This window comes from Virgibacillus oceani (genome assembly GCF_014638995.1).
Classification (GTDB): Bacteria; Bacillota; Bacilli; order Bacillales; family Amphibacillaceae; genus Virgibacillus_E; species Virgibacillus_E oceani.
The window spans coordinates 154,128-179,416 of record NZ_BMFR01000002.1 but is presented as its reverse complement, the minus strand read 5'-3'; the positions used below and the strand labels follow the sequence as shown (position 1 = coordinate 179,416).

Sequence of the window (25,289 nt, the reverse complement as noted above, 5' to 3'; positions counted from 1 at the left end):
TTTTATAAAGATAGCTAAATTGATGAGGTGACAAGATGGAACTAGTTGAAATTAGAAACGAATTAGATAAAATGGCTGAAAGAATTACCGATTTTAGGGGGTCTCTTTGACTTAGATGTTAAAAAAGAGCGAATTAAAGAATTAGAACTGCAAATGACGGAACCGGATTTTTGGGACAATCAGACTGCAGCACAGAAAGTTATTAACGAATCTAATGGACTGAAAGGTTATGTTACAGCATTTGAAGATCTTGAAGAACGGTTGGACAATATTGAAGTATCATATGAATTAGTTAAAGAAGAAGATGATCACGAACTATATGCAGAATTGGAAAGTGAAACCACTGAATTAAGGCAAAATATCAATGAATTCGAATTGCAAATGCTGTTAAGCGAGCCTTACGATGCAAATAATGCTTTATTGGAACTGCATCCAGGAGCCGGTGGAACAGAATCACAGGATTGGGCAAGCATGCTTCTTAGAATGTACCAGCGCTGGGCTGAGGATAAGGATTTTAAAGTTGAAACTCTTGATTATTTACCAGGTGAAGAAGCCGGAGTGAAAAGTGTAACATTATTAATTAAAGGGCATAATGCTTACGGTTATTTGAAGGCGGAAAAAGGTGTTCATAGACTAGTGCGTATTTCGCCATTTGATTCATCCGGCAGAAGACATACATCGTTTGTTTCCTGTGATGTCATGCCAGAATTTAATGATGATGTTGAGATTGACATAAAGACGGAGGATCTAAAAATTGATACGTATCGTTCCAGTGGAGCAGGAGGGCAGCATGTTAATACAACAGATTCAGCGGTAAGAATCACACATTTACCAACAAATGTTGTCGTCACATGTCAATCAGAGCGTTCGCAAATTAAAAACCGTGATCAAGCAATGAAAATGCTTAAGTCGAAATTGTATCAGCTGGAAATTGAAAAGCAGCAGCAGGAATTGGATGATATCCGAGGAGAACAAAAAGAAATAGGCTGGGGCAGCCAAATCCGGTCATATGTCTTTCATCCATATTCCATGGTGAAAGATCACCGTACAAATGTTGAAGTTGGAAATACACAGGGAGTAATGGATGGCGATATCAACCCGTTCATTGATGCATACTTAAGATCACAAATTGATTAAACGTTCAATAGGCTGGGACATAACTAAATCGTTTTTGTCCCAGGCTCTTTTTTCGCTTTAAGTGATTTCATTAATTTGACACAATTTGCCAAATGCTTTGCACCGATTGAGTTTAATGGATTTTTGGAGTTTTAAGATGTACGCGTAAAGGGTTTTAAAAGATTATAATTCGGTTATAATAAAATATGATAGTCACTACTAAATTTTGTTAGGGGGATTGAAGCATGAAAAAATGGCTATGTACAGTTCTATTTGGTTCAGCGCTAGTACTTGGAGCTTGTGGCGGTGGGGATGACGGTGCAAGTGACAATGCTGACGACAATGCAGGAGATAATGCAACTGAAGAACCTGCCGATAATGGCGGTTCAGAAGGTGGTACTGTTGACACTGCGGCAGCTGAAGAGTTATTTGAAAGCAATTGTGCTTCCTGTCATGGTGCAGATCTTTCCGGTGGAGTGGGTCCTGATTTGACAAAGGTTGGCTCAAGATATTCAGCAGATGAAATTGCCGGATTTATTCAAAACGGTAAAGGTCAAATGCCACCACAGAAACAAGTTTCAAAAGAAGATGCACAAACAATTGCATCTTGGTTAGCAGAAAAGAAATAGGTAGTTTCGGTAAAAAGCTTGGTCCATTGTGGGGCAAGCTTTTTTTGTGCACTTTTTTAAGGATGTTTTTAAATTACAAATAATGTATAAATTAGACAAATATTTTCAAAAAAACAAAAAATATTCCTTCTTTGAAATATAATTGTAATAATTTTTGTCTAAAAATAGTGCTGAAAAATGTTATACTAGAAAAGTATAATTAAAATAAATGATACAGGCTTAAATATAATAGATGAATGACTTCAATATACAATAGTTCAGACAGCTTAGACCTACAACAAAAAAGATGAAGGTGATATGTAAAATGATACAAATGAAAGATGTTTACAAGACGTATGCCAATGGAGTAACTGCACTTAATGGCATTAATATAGATATCGATCAAGGTGAATTTGTATATATTGTTGGACCTAGTGGAGCAGGTAAATCTACATTTATTAAACTGATGTACAGGGAAGTAAAGCAATCAAAAGGAACAATCGTAATAAACAATACTGATATGAGTGAGCTTAAGGAAAAGAAGGTTCCATTTCTTCGCAGGAACATTGGCGTAATTTTTCAGGATTTTAAACTGTTGCCAAAACTATCAGTCTATGAAAATGTTGCATTCGCTTTGGAGGTTATCGAAGAAGCTCCCCGCAATATTCGCAAACGTGTTATGGATGTCCTCGAATTAGTAGGTCTAAAAAATAAAGCACGATTTATCCCTGATGAGTTATCTGGTGGTGAGCAACAGCGTGTATCCATCGCTAGAGCTATTGTAAATCATCCCAAAATTGTAATTGCGGATGAACCTACAGGAAACTTAGACCCCGAAACATCATTGGGAATAATGAAAGTATTTGAGGAAATTAATTCAAAAGGAACTACAATAATCATGGCCACACACAGTAAAGATATTGTTAACACGATTAAAAAACGGGTTATTGCGGTTGAAGATGGATTAATCGTGCGTGACGAACATCGAGGTGAATACGGCTATGAAGCTTAGAACAGGAAAGAGACATTTACGTGAGGGAATTAAAAATATTTTTCGGAATGGATGGATGACAGTTGCATCTATTGGTGCAGTAACTACTACATTGATTTTGGTCGGGGCTTTTCTTGCGTTAATGCTTAATTTAAATCAAATGGCGGATAACATTGAAGATGATGTGGAGATTAAAGTATTAATTGACCTTACCGCAAACGAATCACAAATTAAATCATTAGGTGAAGATATAAAAAACATAGATGAAGTAGCTTCAGTAAAGTTTTCTTCTAAGGATGAGGAATTAGAGAACCTAATCGAGAGCATGGGTGAGGAAGGTGAGTCATGGCAGTTGTTTGAACAGGACAACCCTCTGAATCATGCTTATATCATAAAGGCTGAAGATCCAGTAGATACGATAGATATTGCTAATGAGATAAAGGGATTTGAAGCCGTACAAGAAGTGAATTATGGAAAAGACGTGGTTCAAAAATTATTCCAATTCAATGAATATGCACGTACAATTGGATTGGTATTAATTGCTGGATTAGTATTTACAGCCATTTTCCTCATTTCCAATACAATTAAAATTACGATCATGGCCCGCAGCAGAGAAATCGGTATTATGAAGCTAGTTGGTGCAACGAATGGGTTTATAAGATGGCCATTCTTTATTGAAGGATTGCTCCTAGGTGTATTTGGATCAATTATTCCAATTGCTGCTATTATAGTTGGCTACTACTATTTGGAAAATACATTAGGTGACAAAATCTCCCTTAGCTTTGTCGAATTATTGCCGTTCAACCCGTTTGCATGGCAACTGTCACTGATTATTTTAGCAATTGGCGCATTTATCGGTGTCTGGGGAAGTGTAATGAGTGTCCGTAAATTCTTAAAAGTATAGTTGTCAGTGATTTTAAAGGGAAAGGGGCAGTGTAATGAAAAAGAAAGTCTCATTCCTCCTAGCAGTTACATTACTGCTAGGAACAGGAATGTTCAATTGGAATCATGTAGAAGCAGAGTCGATTGATGATGTGAAAAAAGACATTAATCAAATGGAAGAAGAAAAAAAGGAATTGAATGATAAACAAGGTAACGTTGATGGTAAAAAGTCTGATACGGAAAAAAAGATAAAAGAAAACTTGTCAAAACAAGATAACGTAAAAACAGATATTCAAACGATTGATCAGCAGCTTAATGAAACGAAATCAAAAATTAAGTCGAAAGAAAACCTAATTGCTAAAACGAATGAAGAAATTAAGCAATTAAAAAAAGATATCGACGTACTAAAAAAACGTATTAAAAAGCGTGAGAAGCTATTAAAAGAACGTCTGCGTGCGATTCAGCAAAATGGCGGTGATATGCGTTACATAGAAGTAATTTTCGGAGCACAGAACTTCAGTGATTTTATTAGCCGTTCCTCAGCGGTAAATACCATAATGGATCAGGATAAAAACATTATGGAAACACAAGCTGCTGAAAAGAAGGAACTGGAAAATAAAAAGCGTGAAGTTGAAGATAAAAAAGAAGCTATTGAGGAATCAAAGCAAGAATTAGAGTCGTTAAAGGCCCAGCTAAATGATCAAATTGCTGAAAAAGAAAAATTAATGGAACAATTGGAAGAACAGCATGCTGACCTGGAAGAATATAAAATGAGCCTTGCTGAAGAACAGGAAATGCTGCGTAAACAGGAAGCGGCACTTAATAAAGCTATGAAACTAGCAGAACAACAAAAGCAAGAGCTGGAACAGTTAGCAAAGGAACAAGCGGCTAGACAGGCTCAAGCTAATTCTGGATCGACTGCATCATCATCCGGACCAGTTATTACAGGCGGAGACTTTATCAAGCCAATTAGCGGAATTAGTGTCTCATCAAACTTTGGCTGGAGAACTCATCCAGTTACTGGGCAAAGAAGCTTTCATGGCGGGGTTGATTTGGTAGCACCAGTAGGAACTCCGATTTATGCTTCTGCATCGGGTGTTGCCATGACGGGTAATCTTGATGGTTCATATGGAAACCACGTATTAGTTGTAAGTATAATTGATGGAGTAAAATATACTACATTGTATGCCCATATGAGCAGCTTTGCAGTTGGTAATGGACAAGCGGTTCAACAAGGTGACGTAATTGGTTATGTCGGACTTACTGGCAGGACGACTGGAGCTCATCTGCACTTTGAACTTCATAAGGGTGGATGGATTGGTTATCACCCGCCAAATTCAAATGCGGTGAACCCAATCAGTTATATTCAATAATGGATATTTGCTTTTTTCTCGCATAAACTATAGTATTATAGGCATCGCACATTCCGGTGTGATGCCTTTTTTAAATATAATTGAGCTCTTCACATTTAATACATAGTACCGCCAATCGACCATTAAATATTGGGGTGAAAAAATGAAATTCAAAAAACAATACATCGTGCTAATCTTAGTAGCAGCGTTAATTGTTGGTTTTGCGGGTGCGTATGTCGGAGTGAAAATCGCACAGCCAAATCAAACGGGAACAAATCAAGAGAACAGTACTGAACTGCCGTCAGCTTTAAAAGGCAATGATGGTAAAGCGGAAAAGCCAGAAAATATGGAAAAGGTTGTACAAGCGTATAGTTTAATCAAAGAAAATTACTTAGAGGATGTTGAAGATAAGCAGCTAATCGAAGGTGCCATTCAAGGTATGCTAAAGACCCTTGAGGATCCATATAGTACGTATATGGATGCTGAAACAATGGAACAATTTAATGAAACGATTGAATCATCCTTTGAAGGAATTGGTGCTGAGGTCAGCATGAAAAATGGACAAGTGACAATTATTGCACCAATCAAAGATTCCCCAGCAGAAGAAGCTGGATTGCGACCGAACGATCAGATTTTAACTGTAAATGAGGAAAGTGTAGAGGGTCTGGATTTATTTGAAGCGGTCGAGAAAATACGTGGTAAAAAAGGATCTGAAGTAGTTTTAAAGATTCAGCGTCCAGGTGTTTCGGAACCATTTGACGTTACTATTGAACGCGATGATATTCCATTAGAAACCGTTTATTCAGATGTTAAAACTGTTGATGGAAAGAAAACGGGTGTAATTGAGATTACTACATTCTCGGAAAATACGGCTAAAGACTTTATAAAACAGCTGAATACATTGGAAGACAAAGGGATTGAGGGACTTGTTATTGATGTACGTGGTAATCCTGGAGGGCTATTAAATGTTGTCGAGGATATATTGAAACAGTTTGTCCCTAAAGATGTTCCATATGTGCAAATAGAGGATGGAGATGGAAAGAAAGAGAGGATTTTCTCGGAACTTGAAGAGAAAAAAGATTATCCTATAAGTGTAATTATTGACGAGGGTAGTGCTTCTGCTTCAGAAATTCTTGCGGTAGCAATGAAAGAAATAGGGTACGATGTAGTAGGAACAAAAAGCTTTGGGAAAGGTACAGTGCAACAGGCAGTTCCAATGGGGGATGGCAGTACGATTAAATTAACTTTCTTTAAATGGCTTTCACCAAAGGGCAACTGGATTCATGAAAAGGGAATTAAACCTACAATAGAAGTGAAGCAGCCTGATTATTTTTATTCTAATCCGGTTCAAATAGATGATCCGCTGACATATAATCATACAGGTGAAAAAATAGCAAATATACAGATTATGTTGGACGGACTTGGCTATGATACTGGTCGGGATGATGGTTACTTTAATAAAGAAACGGAAAGTGCGGTAAAAGCATTTCAACAGGATAATGATTTGAATGCAACAGGAGAAGTTGATCAGAAAACGGCTGGGGCGATTGAAACGAAAATTGTTGATAAAATTAGAAGTGGTGAAGATGATCTGCAATTAGATAAAGCTTTAGAATCATTATATTAATAAACATGGTCCGCCTGAGCCTTTGCCTCGCGGACCTTCTTTAATAAAAATAGTATAAATGAAATTCGCTGATTCGGGGGTAATATCTATAACCCTGGTTGTGTTTAATTCTTTGGCCGGACAAGTAATCTGGTCTGTCATTACACTTTCAGTTAAATTTCCATCTTACAAAAGCAGGAAATGATTCGACATATATCGAATACTAATAAATAGAATATGCATGCAGTTACACTGGAAGGTGATTACATATAATGGAAACATGGTTAATAGAGCTTGCAAATGGTATCGGAAAAATGTTTTTAAATCCCTTGCTATATTGGGCAATCATTTTAGTGGTGCTAGTTGGGGCAAAACGAATTAAAAATGAAAGGAATAACTTTGGTTTAAAAGTATTTGATATTTTTTCTGAATGGAAAGGCACGTGGGCAATTTCACTTGTTACTGGGTTAATTTTATCGTTATTTTCGTTAGGTATTGGGCTTGTATTTTCCTATGAAACCGTACTGCTGCTGAGCATAGTAATTATTTTGTTGAGCATAATAATCCGTTTCACCATGCTTTCGGCAAGCTATACAATTGGTGCAACTTACTTAATCCTATTATTTATGCCATTTATATTGGAAAACCAATCTTTTACAGATAATAATTTGTTTTCAACAACAAATTTTACGGGTTTAACGATATTGTTAGGACTGTTTTTAATAGTAGAAGCCATTGTAATGGTACGTGTAACTCGAAATGAAACATATCCTCAGGTAGGGCTGGGGCAGCGTGGTAAATGGATAGGGCAGCATCATCTAAAAAGGGCATGTATCATTCCGTTTTTTGTACTCATTCCAACTGGAACGATTTCATCTTTCGCGCCTTTTTGGCCATACTTTTCCCTAGGAGGAGAAACGTACAGTTTATTGCTTATACCTTTTTTGATTGGATTCGACCATGTGGTGAAAGGAAATCTGCCGCAAATCGCTGGAAGAAGAATCGCGAGGTCTATATCTATTTTAGGTGTCATTGTCCTGCTCTTATCAATAGGCAGCATTTTTGTCTCCTGGTTATCACTAATCGCTAGTATCATTGCAATATTAGGAAGGGAATATATTAGCTATCGGCACCGTGTTTACGATAAAGAGAGAAGCCCATATTTCTATACAAATGAAAAAGGTGTCAAAGTGTTGGCTGTTATACCGGGAACACCAGCAGATCGATTAAATATACTTGTCGGGGAAACAATTATTAAGGTAAATGGAATAAAAATAAATGCCGTGAGTGAATTCTATCAGGCATTACAGGCTAGCAAGGCATCATTTAAACTGGAGCTGCTGGATGATTCAGGTGAGGTTAGATTTCTGCAGAGTGCATTATATCAAGGGGATCACCATGAATTGGGAATTATTTTTTCTGATAATCAGTATTCAAAAGAGCCAATTCATGCGGGGAGTTTAGGTTAATAAAAACTAATAATTGATGGTCCTGTTGCACAATCTTTAAGAAAAATTGAAGAAATAAAAGGCAAAGAGAGTACTAAGATCGTACATTCTTTGCCTTTTTTATAATGATCAATTGCATGGTGGTAATTTGACCTTCTTTTACGTATTCTTTGATATTCAGAGTGCCATACATTGTTCACAACTTCACATTATTTAGTGATTAGCATCACAAGTAGAGTAGGTATTTCGGACTAAACTATAAATGAAGATAAGGTGAACCTTTCAATCAAGCAAATACAAGTAAATAATAAAAATGATTGAATCGGTTTAAACTTTATCTAACAAGAATGAGGGGTGACTGATATGTTGATAAGGACAGGAATTCAAGTCATTTCCGGTTTAAGCATTATGGTATTATTGTTATCTGCTTGCTCTAATCAACGCGATGAAACTGAGTCAAAAGTATCTTCTGAATTAGAAAATGCCATCCATACTGTACACGCGGAATCTGCTGGTTCCAAAGTTATTGAACCGCATCAAGGTGTTAACCAAAAACCAAGCCCGATTGTATTGGAGCGTGAAGGAACAGATGTAACAATAAAAATGACAGCACAAATTACAGACATTGAAATTGAAGAAGGTTATATGTATAGAGCGTGGACTTTTAATGGAGAAGCACCAGGACCATTAGTAGTAGTTGAGGAAGGAGACACGATTCATTTTACACTCCAAAATAAAGACCCGGCAATTCCGCACAGTATGGACTTTCATGCTGTACAAACTGCACCGGATAAAAGTTTTACCAACGTAGCACCGAATGAAACAGGAACATTCACCTATCAAGCAACTAAACCGGGAGTATTTATGTACCATTGCGGTACCGCACCAATGCTTGCACATATTGCGAATGGGATGCATGGGGTAATCATCGTTCAGCCAACTGGTGGCTATCCGACAGATAATGAAGTAGACCGTGAATATGTCATTGTTCAGAACGAATGGTATAAATATAATGATTTGGAAGATATGACAAATGGCGAGCCATCTCAAGTTGTGTTTTCAGCGAAAGCACTTCACAAGGGCCAAATTAATACGAATGGTACAGTTACAGCAATTAAAGATTCTCCTCTTCTAGCAAAACCGGGCGAGAGAGTTCGAATCTATATTAACAATGCAGGGCCGAATGAGGTAAGTTCGTTCCATGTAGTTGGTGCGATATTTGATGATGTCTATTTAGATGGAAACCCTAATAATCACCTTGAAGGATTACAGACAGTTATGCTGCCGGTCAGCGGCGGTGCAATTGTTGAATTTATTGTGAAAGAAGAAGGTGTTTATCCTTTCGTCACTCATCAAATGAACCATGCCGCAAAGGGAGCTGTTGGTTATATTAGAGTAAATGCCGATTGGGATGACGGGGGAAAAATTTCTCAAGGGCACTGACATATTTACTATAAAGAAGGGCTATACGTTAAATCGTAGAGCGCTTCTTTTTTCTAAAAAATTCCTTTTATATTTTCTTATCTTTATTAACAAACTAGTAATAATCATTGTAAAGAAAGGAAAGCAAAATGAAAAGCTATTTGTTAGATGTTTGGAATGCAATTGATCCGATTTATTATAATTTAACTCGCTTACAATACGTACCAGAAAATGATAATCGCAATACATTGTTTCGGGTTAGAGTTACACGTTATAAAGGAAAACAAGTAGTACTAAGCGATGGAACCGTAATTAATAAAAATGACTTATTACTGAAAATTCATCTGCACAATGTGCGAATGCTCACTGATTTACACAATATTACAAGTGATGTTAAACGAGCCGTATACGTATATCACATGATTAAACGTTCTTTGCCATGGCTAGCCAATTATGTTGGTATTCATAAAAGAAAACAAGAAATTAAAGCAATAATAGGCATTACTACTCTATATCGAGGCGCAGACCGATTAGGCTTTGAGATAACCTCAATTAAAAATCCCTGTTACAGTATCGTAAAAAAAGGGAGCTTTTTACCAATAAATTTCTTAGCCAATGCGTCTTGCCGGAATACCCCCGTTTATTTATTCATGTCTAAAGAACGGTTACTAGCATTATATAATGTTTGATTTAGAAGTCTGAATTGCAATGTCGTGAAATGTAATCTCAGGTCTTGAGCCAATGCGAATATTCAGCCCAGTCTGACCTAACCCTTCACTAATATAAAAAGGCATATTATTTTGTTTATGCAGCCCTTTTATAACATTTTTTCTAGCAAGCTTTCCCATTTTAACAAGATGATATGCTTTGGGGTAACATATTTGACCACCATGAAAATGCCCTGCCATTAAATAGTCAAATGAATAATGATCCATTTCCAGCACTACCGTTGGATCATGCGTTAACACGATATTTGTTCCCGATTGTATGTTTTGAAAAGCTAACGATAAATCGCTGCGGTTCGTACTGTAATCATCGATACCTATAATATTTATTACATTTCCATTAATCGATATAGTTTCACTCGCATTTTGCAAAACATTACAGTCATATTGTTCAAGTAAAGATTTCAGCTTGTCAAGGTCATTTCCTTTTAAAACATAATCATGATTGCCAAATACAGCATATATTCCGTATCGGGGCTGTATATCCTGTAAAACTTTTAAATAGGCTTCAAGCTTTGGTATTGTACGTTTTCTGTCTAAAAAGTCTCCAGTTAAAGCAATGATATCAACATATTCATCTTTTAATTTTTCCATTAACTGTTTAGGGCTTAACGAAATATTTTCCAGATGCATGTCTGATAGATGGAGAATGGATAGAGAATGATCCGTTCTTAGCGTATGGTCTGAATTTATTTTAATTTTATTTATCGTAATATCCTTTGTATTTTTATATGCTCTGTAAACGAGAAAAATTGTTAAAATCACTATTATTGCAAGTATGAAAGTCATCATAAACAACACCTCTCCCATAAGGATTATATCATTTACATAGTGGTTATTTCATATGTAAATGATGGTATTAAAAAAAGTGAGATGATTTAATGGAACAAGCTAACCGAGAAGGAGCGCTATTTTTGCCGTTTATGCAAATCCCCTCTGGACATCATCATGTCGCCGATGCATTGATTAATGAATTAAAGAACTGTAAACAAAAAGTGCCATGCGACAAGGTCGATATTTTATCATACAGTTATGGTAAATTGGAAAGAATTGTATCATCCTCTTATTTAGCTTGGATAAAATGTCTTCCCAGTACCTACAATCTACTTTATTATCATTCCGCATATAAAAAGGTTTCTGAAAATAATCGGAATTATATTTATGAATCATTGTTTATTTATTTTTTTAAAAGGCTAATAAAAGAAAGAAAACCAAAAATTATTTTTTGCACCCATGCGCTTCCATCTAATATTGCAAGTGTGCTGAAACAAAAAAATAAATTGGATGCTATTATTGTAAATGTGTATACTGACTTTTTCGTCAATCGCATATGGGGGTCAAGAGGAATTGACTTCCACTTTGTCCCAACGATGGCAGTTAAACATCATTTGTTAGCTAAAGGCGTTAAAGAAGATTGTATATTTGTCACCGGCATCCCCGTCCATTCTGCATTTCAAGCAAAGGTTAATCATCATTTTGTACGAAAGCAGCTTTCTATTTTAGTTGCCGGGGGAAATCTAGGGGTAGGTTCGATAAGACATATGTTAATGGATTCCGTTAATGAAAGTCGGATTCATTATCATGTTTTGTGCGGGAAAAACGAAAAACTTTATCAACAGCTAGTAAGTGAAAATAAGGCAAATGTTACACCATATACTTATATAGCATCAAGGGAACAGATGAATCGTTTATATGATCAGGTTGATGCAGTAATGACAAAACCAGGTGGAGTTACCATAAGTGAAAGCTTATTAAAACGAAAACCGACCTTTATATATAGTCCATTGCCGGGACAGGAAAAAATTAATGCAGAACATTTATTTAATCAGGGGCTTATCCTGCCAATTAGCATGAATCATTCCATTAATACGCAGCTAATAAATTATTTTTCTAATAATAATCAACAGGAAATGTACGCCCAAAAAGTTGGAGACTATCATCAAAATATAAACAAAAAGCCTATTTATTCGATTATTGACCAGATAATGGGATGGTAATTGAAAAACGCCAGCAGTGAATTACTTGTCTGCTGGTGTTTATACGTGTTTCACTTTTGTAAATATTTATCAATAACATAGAAGGGTAAAATAAAAGATAGTGTTAAAAAACAAAAAGGTCGAATATTTGTTCGCGTTTATGTTAAAATTAATATATAATTATGGTAATGTAAAATAAAATGGAACGGAGGCTTGCCTTGTGGAAAAGCAGTTCGAATTAGTGGCGCAATATGAGCCGCGCGGGGATCAGCCAAAAGCAATTAAAGAATTGGTTAGAAAGGTTTTAGCTGGTCAAAGGCATCAAACATTACTTGGTGCAACGGGTACAGGTAAGACATTTACTGTTTCAAATGTTGTAAAGGAAATAAATCGGCCAACTTTAGTAATTGCACATAACAAAACACTGGCAGGTCAATTATATAGTGAGTTTAAAGAATTTTTTCCGAACAACGCGGTTGAATATTTTGTCAGTTATTATGATTATTACCAACCAGAGGCATATGTGCCATCGACAGATACATTTATTGAGAAAGATGCAAGTATTAACGACGAAATTGACAAATTAAGGCATTCAGCAACATCTTCATTGTTTGAACGAAATGATGTACTGATTGTTGCCAGTGTTTCGTGTATTTATGGTTTAGGCTCACCAGAGGATTATGGCAGTCAGGTTCTTTCCCTGCGGATGGGAATGGAAAAGGATCGTGATCAGCTATTACGCGATTTGGTAGAAATTCAATATGCGAGAAACGATATAAACTTTCAACGTGGCACATTCCGTGTTCGGGGGGACTCGGTTGAAGTAATTCCGGCATCACGCGAGGAACATTGTTTACGATTTGAATTCTTTGGTGATGAAATTGACCGCATTCGCGAGGTTGATGCCTTAACTGGAGAAATCATTGGCGACCGCGAGCATGTAGCAATATTCCCGGCATCGCATTTCGTAACCCGTGAGGAAAAGTTAAAGCTTGCAATTAATAATATTGAGAAAGAATTAGAGGGGCGGCTGAAAGAATTACGTGATGATAATAAATTGCTTGAGGCACAACGGATTGAGCAACGTACGAATTATGACATTGAAATGATGAAGGAAATGGGGTTCTGTTCGGGAATTGAGAACTATTCCCGGCATTTGACATTTCGTGAGCCAGGATCAACTCCATATACATTGCTGGATTATTTCCCAAAGGATTTCCTTGTTGTAATAGATGAGTCACATGTAACTTTACCGCAAATCAGAGGCATGTATAATGGTGACCAAGCAAGAAAACAAGTTTTAGTGGATCATGGGTTCCGTCTCCCGTCAGCATTGGATAACCGCCCATTGAAATTTGAGGAATTTGAAAAACAGACAAATCAGCTTATCTATGTTTCAGCGACACCTGGTCCATATGAGCAGGAGCATTCTCCAGATGTAACCGAGCAGATTATTCGACCAACCGGATTGCTGGATCCGATAATTAATGTAAGACCAATTGAAGGTCAGATTGATAATTTAATTGGTGAGATTAACAAACGTACCGAACGAAATGAGCGTGTACTTGTAACAACGCTAACAAAGAAAATGTCTGAGGATTTAACCGATTATCTAAAGGAAATCGGGATAAAGGTTGCTTATCTGCATTCCGAAATAAAAACATTGGAACGAATTGAGATTATTAGGGATTTGCGTGTTGGAAAATATGATGTACTAGTTGGAATTAATCTTTTACGTGAAGGACTTGATATTCCAGAGGTTTCTCTCGTTGCCATTTTAGATGCTGATAAAGAAGGTTTTTTACGCTCGGAACGGTCACTCATTCAGACGATGGGGCGCGCAGCACGTAATGAGAATGGCGAAGTAGTAATGTATGCTGATAAAATAACCGACTCGATGAAAGTGGCAATGGATGAAACGAATCGGCGCCGTGAAAAACAAATGGCATATAATGAGGAACATAATATTACACCAACTACGATTAAGAAGAACGTACGAGATGTAATAAAGGCAACAATTGAAGCGGAGGATCAGGAAGAATATAATGATAAATCAAGAAGCCTTGCAAAATTATCGAAGAAAGAAAAAGTAAAAGTTATTGATAACATGGAAAAAGAAATGAAAGAAGCTGCCAAAGCACTGGACTTTGAAAAGGCAGCGGAGCTTCGTGATATAATTTTGGAATTGAAGGCGGAAGCTTAATTATTAAACGTTTAATAGTGGAAGGATGACCAGTTCATGCCTAGCAAATCAATACAAATTAAAGGTGCCAGAGCACATAATTTAAAGAATATCGATATTACGATTCCCAAGAATAAACTTGTAGTCCTAACCGGATTATCGGGATCGGGGAAATCGTCACTTGCATTTGATACAATTTATGCAGAAGGGCAGCGTCGTTACGTTGAATCCTTATCTGCCTATGCAAGGCAATTTTTAGGACAAATGGATAAACCTGATGTGGATACGATTGATGGCCTATCTCCGGCAATATCAATTGATCAGAAAACAACAAGCAAAAACCCTAGATCCACGGTCGGTACGGTAACTGAAATCTATGATTATTTACGCCTGCTTTTTGCGCGCATCGGCCGCCCAACGTGTCCAAAGCATGGAATTGAAATTAGTTCGCAAACCGTTCAGCAAATGGTCGATAGAATTTTAGAATACCCTGAACGCACGAAGTTGCAAATTTTAGCTCCAGTCGTTTCCGGACGAAAAGGTGAGCATGTTAAAATAATTGAAAAATTAAAGCAGGAAGGTTACGTTCGGATTCGTGTTGACAAAGAAATGCGCGAGGTAACGGAAGAGATCAAACTTGAGAAAAACAAAAAACATTCCATTGAGGTTGTTGTAGATCGGATCGTTGTGAAAGAAGGAATATCAGGGCGGTTAACTGATTCAATAGAAACAGCTTTAGGACTTGGTGAAGGCAATTTAATTGTTGATGTAATTGGGGAAGAAGAGCTTCAATTCAGTGAAAACCATGCTTGTCCAATTTGTGGATTTTCAATCAGTGAATTAGAGCCGCGTTTATTTTCGTTTAATAGTCCATTTGGTGCCTGTCCAACGTGTGATGGATTAGGGACAAATTTGGAGGTTGATCTTGATCTGGTTATACCTGATTGGGATCGGACTTTAAATGAACATGCTATAGCAGCTTGGGAGCCGGTCAGCTCGCAATACTATCCGCAGCTGTTAAAGAGTGTTTGCAATCATTATGGGATTGATATGGATACACCAGTTAAGAAATTACCTAAGCAACAAATGGATAAAATTTTAAATGGCAGCGGTAAAGAAAATATTCATTTTCATTATGAGAATGATTTTGGCAATATTCGTGATAATCACATTATGTTTGAAGGTGTCTTGAACAATATTGCAAGACGCTACAAGGAAACATCCTCTGATTTTATACGTGAACAGCTGGAAAAATACATGGCACAAAAACACTGCCCGTCATGTAAAGGATATCGTTTGAAAGAGGAAGCACTGGCGGTTTTAGTTAATAACATGCACATAAGTCAAGTAACTGATTATTCCATTACAGAGGCAAATGAATTTTTCCGCAATCTTTCACTGACTGAAAAAGAGGAACAGATTGCCCGCATGATATTGAAGGAAATAAATAATCGCCTTGAATTTCTAAACAATGTAGGTCTGGATTATTTAACCTTATCACGTGCATCAGGAACGCTTTCAGGTGGTGAGGCACAGCGAATCCGCTTAGCAACGCAAATTGGATCCGCATTAACAGGGGTATTATATGTATTAGATGAACCATCAATTGGTTTGCATCAGCGTGATAATGACCGCTTGATAAGTACAATGCAGCGAATGAGAGATTTAGATAATACGCTAATTGTGGTGGAGCATGACGAGGATACCATGCTTGCATCGGACTGGTTGATTGATATTGGTCCCGGGGCTGGGGAACATGGCGGTGAAATTGTTGCAAGCGGAACACCTGAGAAGGTTATGAAAAATAAAAAATCATTGACTGGGCAGTATTTATCAGGTGAAAAATATGTCCCGCTTCCTACAAAACGCCGTAAGGCTACAAAACATAAAATTGAAGTTGTTGGTGCTGAAGAGAACAACTTGAAAAATGTTACCGCTAAATTTCCAATTGGTTTAATGACTGTTGTCACTGGGGTTTCGGGTTCAGGTAAAAGTACATTGGTCAATGAAATTTTATATAAGACATTGGCAAAGGAACTATATCGCGGGAAACGCAAGCCTGGTAAACATAAAAAGGTTAACGGCATAGAAAATATTGATAAAGTTATTGATATCGATCAATCACCAATTGGCCGAACACCAAGGTCAAATCCAGCAACCTATACAGGTGTCTTTGATGATGTACGCGATGTATATGCACAAACGAATGAAGCGAAAATCAGAGGGTACAAAAAGGGACGCTTTAGCTTTAACGTTAAAGGAGGGCGCTGCGAAGCATGTCGTGGTGATGGTATCATTAAAATTGAAATGCATTTCCTACCTGACGTATATGTACCATGTGAAGTTTGTCATGGGAAGCGCTACAACCGTGAGACGCTAGAGGTAAAATACAAAGGGAAGAATATTGCCGAAGTTCTTGACATGAGGATTGAAGAAGCGCTCGACTTTTTTGCCAATATACCTAAAATCAAACGAAAACTGCAAACAATTTATGATGTTGGGCTTGGATACGTTAAGCTTGGGCAACCAGCTACTACATTGTCCGGTGGTGAAGCACAGCGGGTTAAATTGGCAAGTGAGCTGCATCGCCGCTCCAATGGAAAGTCTTTCTATATATTAGATGAGCCAACAACTGGTTTGCATGTGGATGATATAAAACGCTTGTTAAGTGTATTGCAGCGTTTAGCTGATAATGGAGATACTGTTTTAATTATTGAACACAATCTTGATGTCATTAAAACAGCTGATCATATTATCGATCTCGGTCCAGAGGGTGGAGACCGTGGGGGAGAAATTATTGCCACTGGCACGCCGGAGAAAATTGCAGAATCAGAAGTATCCTATACCGGCAGATATTTGAAGCCGGTTCTGGAACGTGATAAAAAGAGAGCAGAAGCATTGTTGAAGGAAAAAGAAAAGGTCGGATCAAAATAAACTTTCGAGGCAGCACTCCCAAAAGTGGTTTGCTGCCATTTTTAATTTGGGATAAATGGCTAAAGTGAGATATTATCGTTAGAGAACAGAAATATCAGCAGGAACTGGGATCATCCGTTAAGAGTCAAATATTTTGACGCATTAATCCTAGTTATGTAATGTAAAATAGAAGAAGGTTTTGGGGAAGGAGTTCGTTTTATGAATCCAATTGAAATAGAAAGTGTACAACAGCAACTAGAAAGTTTTATAGATAAGGATGTTTATGTCCATTTAGAAACTACGAATGGTGCCTATGCGAGTCACTTTGACGACAAGGCCTATAATGTCGGGGCATACATACGAAATGCGAAGGTCAGGTTTTCTCAGGCTAAGATTGTTGGGAATGGCAAAAGCTATCGTGCTGGTTTAAAGATGGAATTTGGCTGGATTTATGCTGAAGGATTATCTGATTGGACGATACACGGAGACAATCAGCTTCTGCTCGCAGGTCATGATCGTGAAGGTCGATTAATGGTGTCTCTTGAAATTAGTGAAGTACCATTTCGCTATTAAATTTGGCAAAGGCTAGGTGAGTGTATATGGAAAAACATGTTGTAGTAATATATCCGCATCCAGATGATGAATCGTTTGGTGCAGCGGGAACGATTTCGGAATTTCGCGAAAAGGGAGTACCTGTAACATACCTATGCGGTACATTAGGTGAAATGGGACGGAATATGGGATCACCCACATTTGCTAATAGGGAAACACTTCCCGAAATTCGCAAGGAAGAATTAATCAAGGCCTCAGAAGCACTAGATATTGAATTGCAAATGCTAGGTTACCGGGATAAAACTCTTGAATTTGAAGACCTGACCAAGGTTGCCAATCATTTAAAAGGTATCTTAGAAGATATTAAACCTAGTTTGGTAATAACACATTACCCGGATCATGCGGTTCATCCAGACCATAATGCATTGGGCGCTGCTGCAGTTGAGGCAGTACGAATGATGGACGAATCTAATCGCCCGATTGTGTGGGCTCAAGCCATTACAAATAATTATTATGAAGATCTGGGAAAACCGGATGTAATAAATGATATAAGACCATATTTCAACAAAAAAATGGAAGCGATTTTAGCTCATAAATCCCAAGCTGATGGAATGTTAGGCAAGTTCAAAGAAAACTCAGAAATTGCAGCAGATATGGAAGAAGCCGCAAAAGAAAGATTAGGAACGGAACAATTTTATATCTGGAAATATTGAAAATGTATTAGAATCCTTTACTTTAATGGTAAGGGATTTTTCTGTAAACAGATGAATCTTTAGTACATTCATAACCGTATAAAAATGTATGGAAGAGCATCTTAAATATGTATTTTCAGTAAATGCGATGCAGATGTTTCATAATTCAGTCTAGTTTACAATCAGTCCGGGTTCACTAAGGAACAGATTACGTCACAATTTATGTTTTATTATGCTAAAAGATTTTTAATACCTGATTACGGGAAAATAGATAACAAGGAGGGGCACTATCATGACAAAACGTTTAACACGTTCCATTACTGACCGCAAAATAGCAGGTATACTTGGCGGGATCGGTGAGTATTTTAACATCGATTCGACACTTATACGATTAATATTTGTGATTCTCTTAATTCCAAGCTTATTTACGTTAACATTAATCTATTTTGTTGCGTATTTTATTATCCCAAAAGATAGGGAGGACTGGTAATGTTACTGCGCTGGTTCTTATCGATATTTCTCAATGCGGTAGCGTTAATCGCTGTTGCCCAATTATTTAGCTCATTCCATCTCGATGGGTTTGGCACCGCACTTCTCGCTAGTTTGATACTTTCGATCCTAAATATTTTTATTAAACCAATATTAATTGTTCTTACATTGCCGATAACCTTTGTTACACTAGGTTTATTTCTTTTTGTAATCAATGCTGTTACTTTAATGATCACGCAAGGGGTGATGGATTCATCATTTGTTATAGACAGTTTTGGAACAGCGGTGATTGCAGCAATTGTCATTTCAATCCTAAATCTATTGTTAAATCGATTGATAAAAGATACATTTAGACCTCAATAATATAAAATCGCGGGTGAAACATCCTGCGATTTTGTTTTTAAACTTAATCCTTCACTTCAAAACAACAAAATATGCTACAATAAAAAACAGTAATTGTGTGTATGTGGAGGGAGTCTAAATGGACAAGGTACGTACAAAGGATTTATTGGAAAATTTTAATTTAACACTTGTTGCAGGCAGCGATGGTGTGCATAGAGAAATTATTACGAGTGACATCTCCCGCCCAGGTATAGAGATGACTGGATATTTTAAATATTATCCGAAAGAACGCTTACAGTTAATTGGCAAGACAGAAATGGCATATTTTTTAGATTTAACCCATGAACAGCAAAGGGATCGTGTGGAACGATTATGTACGGATATCACCCCTGGTATCGTTGTTTCAAGAGGGATGGAAGTGCCGGAAATTATGATTGAGGCAGCAAATGAATCCGGTGTGCCTATTTTGCATTCCCCGCGTAAAACGACAAGGGTGATTAGCAGATTAACAAATTATTTAGAGGCGAAATTTGCACCATTTACTGCGATTCATGGTGTTTTAGTCGATATATATGGCATAGGTGTGCTTATTACGGGGCAAAGTGGTGTTGGTAAAAGCGAAACCGCATTGGAACTTGTTAAACGTGGCCATCGCCTAGTTGCGGATGACAGTGTAGAAATTCGCCAGGAGGATTACGATACCCTTATTGGAAACTCACCACCGCTAATCGAACATCTGCTGGAAATTCGCGGCTTAGGAATTATCAATGTGATGACACTATTTGGCGCTGGAGCTGTTCGGAGCCATAAAAAAATTTCTTTTATCATTGATTTAGAATTGTGGGATCAGAAAAAGCAATATGATCGTCTTGGACTAGATGAAGATCATATGAAAATAATGGATGTTCAGCTGCCAAAAGCTACAATTCCAGTACGTCCAGGCAGAAACTTGGCAGTAATTATTGAAGTGGCCGCAATGAATTTCCGGTTGAAGCGAATGGGTGTCAATGCGGCAGAGGAATTCTCTGAAAGACTAACAACGATGATTGAACAAGAAAAAGATGACGTGGAACAGGAGTGATTTTAATTGAGTTGTAGTGCACCTTCAATGGATCGAGTATTTCTGCAGCTGGGACCATTGCCAATCTATTGGTATGGAGTCATTATCGCTGCAGGAGCCTTTATAGGACTTTATTTAGCAACAAAAGAGGCAGATCGCTTAGGGCTTAAAAAAGATTTAATGGTTGATTTAGTCGTTTTTGCAATTCCAATCGCTATTATTTCCGCAAGAATCTATTATGTACTATTTGAGTGGGAGCAATATGACGGTGGTACATGGTGGGATGTTTTTGCGGTTTGGAATGGCGGTATTGCGATTCATGGGGCATTAATTGGTTCTGTACTTACTGCAATCGTCTATGCTCGAGTGAAGAAGGTTTCATTCTGGCAATTAGCTGATATTGCAGCGCCAAGTATTATTCTTGGGCAGGCGATTGGCCGCTGGGGTAATTTTATGAACCAGGAAGCACACGGTGGTCCAATTTCGGAAGCTACATATAACAGTTTTCATCAATACTTACCTGACTTTATTATGAATCAAATGTGTATCGATGGCATTATGTATCATCCGACCTTTTTATATGAATCATTTTGGAACATTTTAGTATTTGTTTTTCTGCTTATATTAAGAAAATATAATCCTGCCCGCGGGGTAGTGTTCTTAAGCTATGTAATATCCTATTCAATAGGACGTTTCTTTATTGAAGGCATGCGTACAGATAGCCTGTATGTTGTTGGACAGTTACGTACGGCTCAATTATTATCCGTTATACTCATCGTTTTATCTGTAGTACTTATAGTATATCGCCGTAAATCTGGCTTAGCAGATAAATACTACGATGGCAAAAAAATTCATTCCTCTAAGAAAAAATAGATATAGGTTAGGCAAAGGAGGCATCACGAATTGACTGGAATTTTTTATCGCGGTTTACGTCAAGGAATCCAAACAACTTGGACATTAGGTAAAGTAATTTTTCCAATCACACTTATCGTAACAATTTTACAATATACACCCATATTGCCTTGGATTATTGAAAAATTAACACCTGTCATGGGTTTGTTAGGCCTGTCAGGCGAAGCGGCGGTTCCGTTAGTACTTGGAAACGCGCTTAATTTGTACGCTGGGATTGCTGCAATTGTGTCGTTTGATTTCTCTGTAAAAGAAGTATTTATTATGGCAGTAATGCTGTCTTTTTCACACAACTTGTTTATCGAATCAACAGTCGCCGGAAAAGTTGGTGTAAGCGGATGGTTAATTTCCGGTATTAGAATTGCGCTTGCCCTTGTAGCCGCAGTTGTGATTAATTTGATATGGAGTGGCGGTTCAGAACCTGCGCAATATGGTTTTATATCTTCAACAGAAGTAACACTTAGTGCATGGGACGAAATATTGCTTCATGGAATCCAAACTGCTATCGTCGCGGTTGCGCAATTAGCGTTAATTGTTATTCCATTGATGATTATCATGCAATTTTTACGTGAGAAAGGTTTTTTATCGAAATTATCAAATAGCCTAGCTCCTTTTACCAAAATACTGGGAATGGAAAAGAATACATCCATGACATTAGTTGCCGGTTTAACGATCGGATTAGCATATGGTGCGGGACTAATGATTCAAGCGGTTAAAGAGGATGGGGTTTCAAAAAGGGATATGTATTTAGCATTGATCTTTCTTGTTTCCTGTCATGCAGTTGTTGAGGATACTGTAATTTTCATACCTCTTGGGATTCCGGTATGGCCATTGCTTGTAATTCGATTGATTACGGCAATACTAGTAACAATGGTTGTCGCTGTGATATGGAAACGAATTGAAAACACAAAAAGGAAGGACGCAGCACATGAGCATTCATACCATACTCTTTGATCTTGATGGAACATTGATAGATACAAATGAATTAATCATTGCTTCATTTGAACATACGTTTAATTTTTACGGTAAGAGCTTTTCCCGTGAACAGGCAATAGAGTTTATCGGTCCACCGTTAAAGGACTCGTTTGCAATAGTTGATCCAACTCAAACTGACGCTATGATAAAAACGTATCGTGAACATAATCTCAAACATCATGACGATTATGTCACAGCATTTCCGCATGTTCCAGATACAATAAAACAATTGAAAGAAGCGAACTATAAACTGGGAATAGTTACAACAAAAATGCGCGGGACCGTTGATATGGGATTAGCTTTAACTGGACTTGATCGCTATTTTGATACTGTTATTACGCTGGATGACGTTACACATGCTAAACCACATCCAGAACCAATTATGATGGCGATGAAGGAATTAGGTGCAGCTGCAAATTCAACAGTAATGGTTGGCGATAACTCGCATGACATTGAAGCGGGTCAAAATGCAGGTGTAAAAACCGCTGCTTGTGCATGGTCTTTAAAAGGAAGAGAAAAACTACAGGAGTACAAACCAACCTACATGTTAGAAGATATACGTGATTTATTGAAAATAGTAGGAGTGTAGGAGATGCGGAATACAAAACGGTATCGGGTCAATAAGGCCAATTCCTTATGGCAAATTTATAAAACTGTTTCATTTTGGAAGGTAATGAAAAATTTCATTGTGATTCAAATTGCTCGCTATACCCCTTTTTTAGTCATAAAGAACCGGCTGTATCGTACCTTTTTACGGATGGAAATTGGTCATCAGACGGCATTTGCCTTAATGGTAATGCCTGATGTAATGTTTCCAGAGAAGATTCGTGTTGGTAAAAATTGTATTATTGGTTATAATACTACAATTCTGGCGCATGAATATATGATTAAGGAGTATCGTATAGGTGATGTCGTAATCGGAGATGAAGTTATGATAGGTGCCAATTCAACCATTTTACCAGGTGTAACGATTGGTGATCATGCCATTGTTTCTGCAGGGACTCTCGTACATAAAGATGTTCCCGCCGGTTCATTCGTAGGCGGGAATCCAATGAAATTAATCTATTCGAAAGATGAAATGGAGAAACGGGAAGCTGCTGACAGGTTTTTATAGCATGTACTTTATTTTATGGACAGCCGCCATGGGTTACAACTTACAAGGGAGAGAATCAAATTGGATATGCCTACAGGGATACTGCCTGCTATTCGAAAAATGAAAGATTTTGATAAGGCGCTGGAAACGACTCATGATTCAATCGTTTTCCTGGAAACACGACTTGCCCAATTAAAAAGTCTGGTTGATTATACAAAACGTGCAAATAAGCTGGCGCTTGTTCATTTTGACTTAATACATGGACTGAAGGCTGACGAATATGGGATGGAATTTTTAATTCGTGAAGTGAAACCAGATGGTATTCTGTCAACTAGAGGAAATGTAATCAGCTTGGCAAAAAAAAATAAATTATTGGCGATACAGCGTATATTTTTATTAGATAGCCTGGCACTTGAACATAATTTAAAATCGATTGCGCGATACCAGCCGGACTGTACTGAAGTATTGCCCGGACTAATCCCGGAGCTCATTACCCAAATATATAAGAAAACAGCAATTCCAGTTATCGCAGGGGGATTGGTAACGTCTGAAAAAGAAATAGCGTCTGCACTTGAAAGTGGTGCACGGGCCGTATCTACATCAAATTCAGCACTATGGCATTACTAAAAAATTATTTTTGAGAGACTATACAATTGTAGCGACTAAATTAGCTGCCTAATTGTTTAGTCTTTTTTTAGTGATTTTTAGCAGTATATCTCTTCTATCCCACTGTAACGTTATTTTATTCAAAAAAGTGGAATATAAGAAATAACTTTGATTCAAATCCATACATTTACAGAATTAATTTCATGTATATTATAGGAGGGCTCGCTATGTCTGAATTTCTCGGAGAATTACTGGGCACGATGATATTAATTATTTTTGGTGGTGGGGTAGTTGCTGGTGTATCACTGAAAAAAACATTAGCAGAAGGTGCTGGATGGGTATTGGTTACATTCGCATGGGGCTTAGGTGTGGCTATGGCTGTTTATGCTGTTGGCAATATTACTGGTGCACATGTTAATCCTGCTGTAACATTAGGGCTGGCAGCAGTTGGTGACTTTCCTTGGGCGAAGGTTCCAATATACATTATTGCACAAATGATAGGTGGAATTATTGGTGCAGTGGTTGTCTTTTTTCATTACTTGCCTCATTGGAAAGTGACCGATGATCCAGATACAAAGTTAGGTGTATTTTCAACAGGTCCGGCTATTCCAAGTCCAATGTCAAATTTAGTGAGTGAAATTATTGGCACGTTTGTGCTGGTAATGGGTATTCTATTTATTGGATCAAATGAGTTTACAGAAGGATTAAATCCATTAATCGTGGGACTATTAATCGTGGCAATTGGTATGTCATTAGGTGGAACAACTGGGTATGCGATTAATCCTGCACGAGATTTGGGACCGCGAATAGCACATTGGATATTGCCTATTCCCGGAAAAGGTTCATCAAATTGGGGATATTCATGGGTTCCGGTAATAGGACCTGCAAGCGGCGGTGTTTATGGCGGTCTGTTTTATCAGGCGATGTTTGAAGGAAATAAAACTATTTATTTTTGGCTGGCAAGTGTAATGATTGCTGTAATTTTTCTTGTTTCATTGGGGATTGAACTTAGCAAGGCGAAGAATAAAATTGAATGACCCTTGCATTGGGTGCTGTATATTTTGCTGGTTTATATTGGGGGAATAAGCACGTTGTTATCAAATGGATCATATTTCTCATGAAGGGCTTCATGAGAAAGCGATAAAATTGTATCCAGGGGGGAAAAGGAAGTTAAAGCCTCTGCAAGCAAATAATACATTTTCCTTTTCGAATTCGCTTTTATATGGTAAGGTATAGATAAGTTAATATTTTGGACGGAGAAATGGAGAAACCACAAACTGCTAATGTTAAGTCATTAGTGCGTTTTGTGGTCTTTTTATGTTTAAAATCCGTTATTAATATAAAATTTCC

Annotated in this window: 24 protein-coding genes; 23 read left to right on the top strand and 1 reads right to left on the bottom strand. The window is 37.5% G+C overall.

What is annotated here, in order from left to right; genetic code table 11:
* Nucleotides 1–35 precede the first annotated feature (35 nt).
* The 9 genes from prfB to IEV74_RS04375 all read left to right on the top strand — a co-directional run bounded on the left by prfB (nucleotide 36) and on the right by IEV74_RS04375 (nucleotide 10,114).
* A protein-coding gene (gene prfB / locus IEV74_RS04415) for a peptide chain release factor 2 (RefSeq protein WP_188454128.1) occupies nucleotides 36–1,137 on the top strand; the annotation gives its coding sequence in 2 pieces (ribosomal slippage) (nucleotides 36–107 and nucleotides 109–1,137; 1,101 coding nt in all).
* A gap of 224 nt (nucleotides 1,138–1,361) precedes the next feature.
* Nucleotides 1,362–1,745: a cytochrome c551 gene (gene cccB, locus IEV74_RS04410; protein WP_188454127.1), complete on the top strand. Its 384-nt coding sequence runs from the start codon at nucleotides 1,362–1,364 to the stop codon at nucleotides 1,743–1,745.
* A 304-nt stretch (nucleotides 1,746–2,049) separates the two neighbouring features.
* The gene (gene ftsE / locus IEV74_RS04405; RefSeq protein WP_188454126.1) at nucleotides 2,050–2,736 is read left to right on the top strand and encodes a cell division ATP-binding protein FtsE; all 687 of its coding nucleotides are present in this window, start codon (nucleotides 2,050–2,052) and stop codon (nucleotides 2,734–2,736) included.
* A complete protein-coding gene (gene ftsX, locus IEV74_RS04400; protein WP_188454125.1) occupies nucleotides 2,726–3,619 on the top strand; it encodes a permease-like cell division protein FtsX in 894 nt (297 codons plus the stop codon). Before ftsE ends, ftsX begins: the two co-directional genes overlap by 11 nt.
* A gap of 34 nt (nucleotides 3,620–3,653) precedes the next feature.
* Nucleotides 3,654–4,970 carry a murein hydrolase activator EnvC family protein gene (locus IEV74_RS04395; protein ID WP_188454124.1) on the top strand — a complete coding sequence of 439 codons (1,317 nt, stop codon included), beginning with the start codon at nucleotides 3,654–3,656 and terminating at the stop codon, nucleotides 4,968–4,970.
* 142 nt (nucleotides 4,971–5,112) lie between these two features.
* The gene (locus IEV74_RS04390) at nucleotides 5,113–6,576 is read left to right on the top strand and encodes a S41 family peptidase (RefSeq protein ID WP_188454123.1); all 1,464 of its coding nucleotides are present in this window, start codon (nucleotides 5,113–5,115) and stop codon (nucleotides 6,574–6,576) included.
* 251 nt (nucleotides 6,577–6,827) lie between these two features.
* Complete coding sequence (locus tag IEV74_RS04385; RefSeq protein WP_229683059.1) at nucleotides 6,828–8,024, top strand: PDZ domain-containing protein; 1,197 nt, start codon at nucleotides 6,828–6,830, stop codon at nucleotides 8,022–8,024.
* Nucleotides 8,025–8,372: 348 nt separating this feature from the next.
* Nucleotides 8,373–9,446, top strand: a complete 1,074-nt coding sequence (locus tag IEV74_RS04380; protein ID WP_373284304.1) for a multicopper oxidase domain-containing protein — start codon at nucleotides 8,373–8,375, stop codon at nucleotides 9,444–9,446.
* Between the two features lie 128 nt (nucleotides 9,447–9,574).
* Nucleotides 9,575–10,114: a YkoP family protein gene (locus tag IEV74_RS04375; protein ID WP_188454121.1), complete on the top strand. Its 540-nt coding sequence runs from the start codon at nucleotides 9,575–9,577 to the stop codon at nucleotides 10,112–10,114.
* On the opposite strand, the gene IEV74_RS04370 is transcribed toward IEV74_RS04375, so the two are convergent.
* A complete protein-coding gene (locus tag IEV74_RS04370) occupies nucleotides 10,100–10,942 on the bottom strand; it encodes a metallophosphoesterase (protein WP_188454120.1) in 843 nt (280 codons plus the stop codon). The genes IEV74_RS04375 and IEV74_RS04370 overlap by 15 nt on opposite strands.
* An 89-nt stretch (nucleotides 10,943–11,031) precedes the next feature.
* On the opposite strand from IEV74_RS04370, the gene IEV74_RS04365 reads away from it, so the two are divergent.
* The 14 genes from IEV74_RS04365 to IEV74_RS04300 all read left to right on the top strand — a co-directional run bounded on the left by IEV74_RS04365 (nucleotide 11,032) and on the right by IEV74_RS04300 (nucleotide 24,976).
* On the top strand, nucleotides 11,032–12,147 hold the full coding sequence (locus IEV74_RS04365) for an MGDG synthase family glycosyltransferase (RefSeq protein WP_188454119.1): 1,116 nt from the start codon (nucleotides 11,032–11,034) through the stop codon (nucleotides 12,145–12,147).
* Between the two features lie 199 nt (nucleotides 12,148–12,346).
* Nucleotides 12,347–14,329 carry an excinuclease ABC subunit UvrB gene (gene uvrB / locus IEV74_RS04360; RefSeq protein WP_188454118.1) on the top strand — a complete coding sequence of 661 codons (1,983 nt, stop codon included), beginning with the start codon at nucleotides 12,347–12,349 and terminating at the stop codon, nucleotides 14,327–14,329.
* A gap of 36 nt (nucleotides 14,330–14,365) precedes the next feature.
* Nucleotides 14,366–17,242 carry an excinuclease ABC subunit UvrA gene (gene uvrA / locus IEV74_RS04355; protein WP_188454117.1) on the top strand — a complete coding sequence of 959 codons (2,877 nt, stop codon included), beginning with the start codon at nucleotides 14,366–14,368 and terminating at the stop codon, nucleotides 17,240–17,242.
* Between the two features lie 198 nt (nucleotides 17,243–17,440).
* Nucleotides 17,441–17,794, top strand: a complete 354-nt coding sequence (locus tag IEV74_RS04350; protein ID WP_188454116.1) for a YojF family protein — start codon at nucleotides 17,441–17,443, stop codon at nucleotides 17,792–17,794.
* Between the two features lie 26 nt (nucleotides 17,795–17,820).
* Nucleotides 17,821–18,486, top strand: coding sequence for a bacillithiol biosynthesis deacetylase BshB2 (gene bshB2, locus IEV74_RS04345; protein WP_188454115.1), 666 nt, complete (start codon nucleotides 17,821–17,823; stop codon nucleotides 18,484–18,486).
* 271 nt (nucleotides 18,487–18,757) lie between these two features.
* Nucleotides 18,758–18,955, top strand: a complete 198-nt coding sequence (locus IEV74_RS04340; RefSeq protein ID WP_188454114.1) for a PspC domain-containing protein — start codon at nucleotides 18,758–18,760, stop codon at nucleotides 18,953–18,955.
* Entirely contained in the window at nucleotides 18,955–19,317 is a 363-nt protein-coding gene (locus tag IEV74_RS04335; protein WP_188454113.1) for a phage holin family protein, read from the top strand. The genes IEV74_RS04340 and IEV74_RS04335 overlap by 1 nt, the downstream gene beginning before the upstream one ends.
* Nucleotides 19,318–19,435: 118 nt before the next feature.
* Nucleotides 19,436–20,377: an HPr(Ser) kinase/phosphatase gene (hprK, locus tag IEV74_RS04330; protein WP_188454112.1), complete on the top strand. Its 942-nt coding sequence runs from the start codon at nucleotides 19,436–19,438 to the stop codon at nucleotides 20,375–20,377.
* Between the two features lie 6 nt (nucleotides 20,378–20,383).
* Complete coding sequence (gene lgt, locus IEV74_RS04325) at nucleotides 20,384–21,229, top strand: prolipoprotein diacylglyceryl transferase (protein ID WP_229683058.1); 846 nt, start codon at nucleotides 20,384–20,386, stop codon at nucleotides 21,227–21,229.
* A gap of 30 nt (nucleotides 21,230–21,259) precedes the next feature.
* On the top strand, nucleotides 21,260–22,219 hold the full coding sequence (locus IEV74_RS04320) for a nucleoside recognition domain-containing protein (protein ID WP_188454111.1): 960 nt from the start codon (nucleotides 21,260–21,262) through the stop codon (nucleotides 22,217–22,219).
* The gene (ppaX, locus tag IEV74_RS04315; RefSeq protein WP_188454110.1) at nucleotides 22,194–22,829 is read left to right on the top strand and encodes a pyrophosphatase PpaX; all 636 of its coding nucleotides are present in this window, start codon (nucleotides 22,194–22,196) and stop codon (nucleotides 22,827–22,829) included. The genes IEV74_RS04320 and ppaX overlap by 26 nt, the downstream gene beginning before the upstream one ends.
* 3 nt (nucleotides 22,830–22,832) lie before the next feature.
* The gene (locus tag IEV74_RS04310; RefSeq protein WP_188454109.1) at nucleotides 22,833–23,354 is read left to right on the top strand and encodes an acyltransferase; all 522 of its coding nucleotides are present in this window, start codon (nucleotides 22,833–22,835) and stop codon (nucleotides 23,352–23,354) included.
* A 60-nt stretch (nucleotides 23,355–23,414) separates the two neighbouring features.
* Nucleotides 23,415–23,960 carry a glycerol-3-phosphate responsive antiterminator gene (locus tag IEV74_RS04305; protein ID WP_188454108.1) on the top strand — a complete coding sequence of 182 codons (546 nt, stop codon included), beginning with the start codon at nucleotides 23,415–23,417 and terminating at the stop codon, nucleotides 23,958–23,960.
* Nucleotides 23,961–24,166: 206 nt separating this feature from the next.
* Nucleotides 24,167–24,976: an MIP/aquaporin family protein gene (locus IEV74_RS04300; RefSeq protein WP_188454107.1), complete on the top strand. Its 810-nt coding sequence runs from the start codon at nucleotides 24,167–24,169 to the stop codon at nucleotides 24,974–24,976.
* Nucleotides 24,977–25,289: the final 313 nt, after the last annotated feature.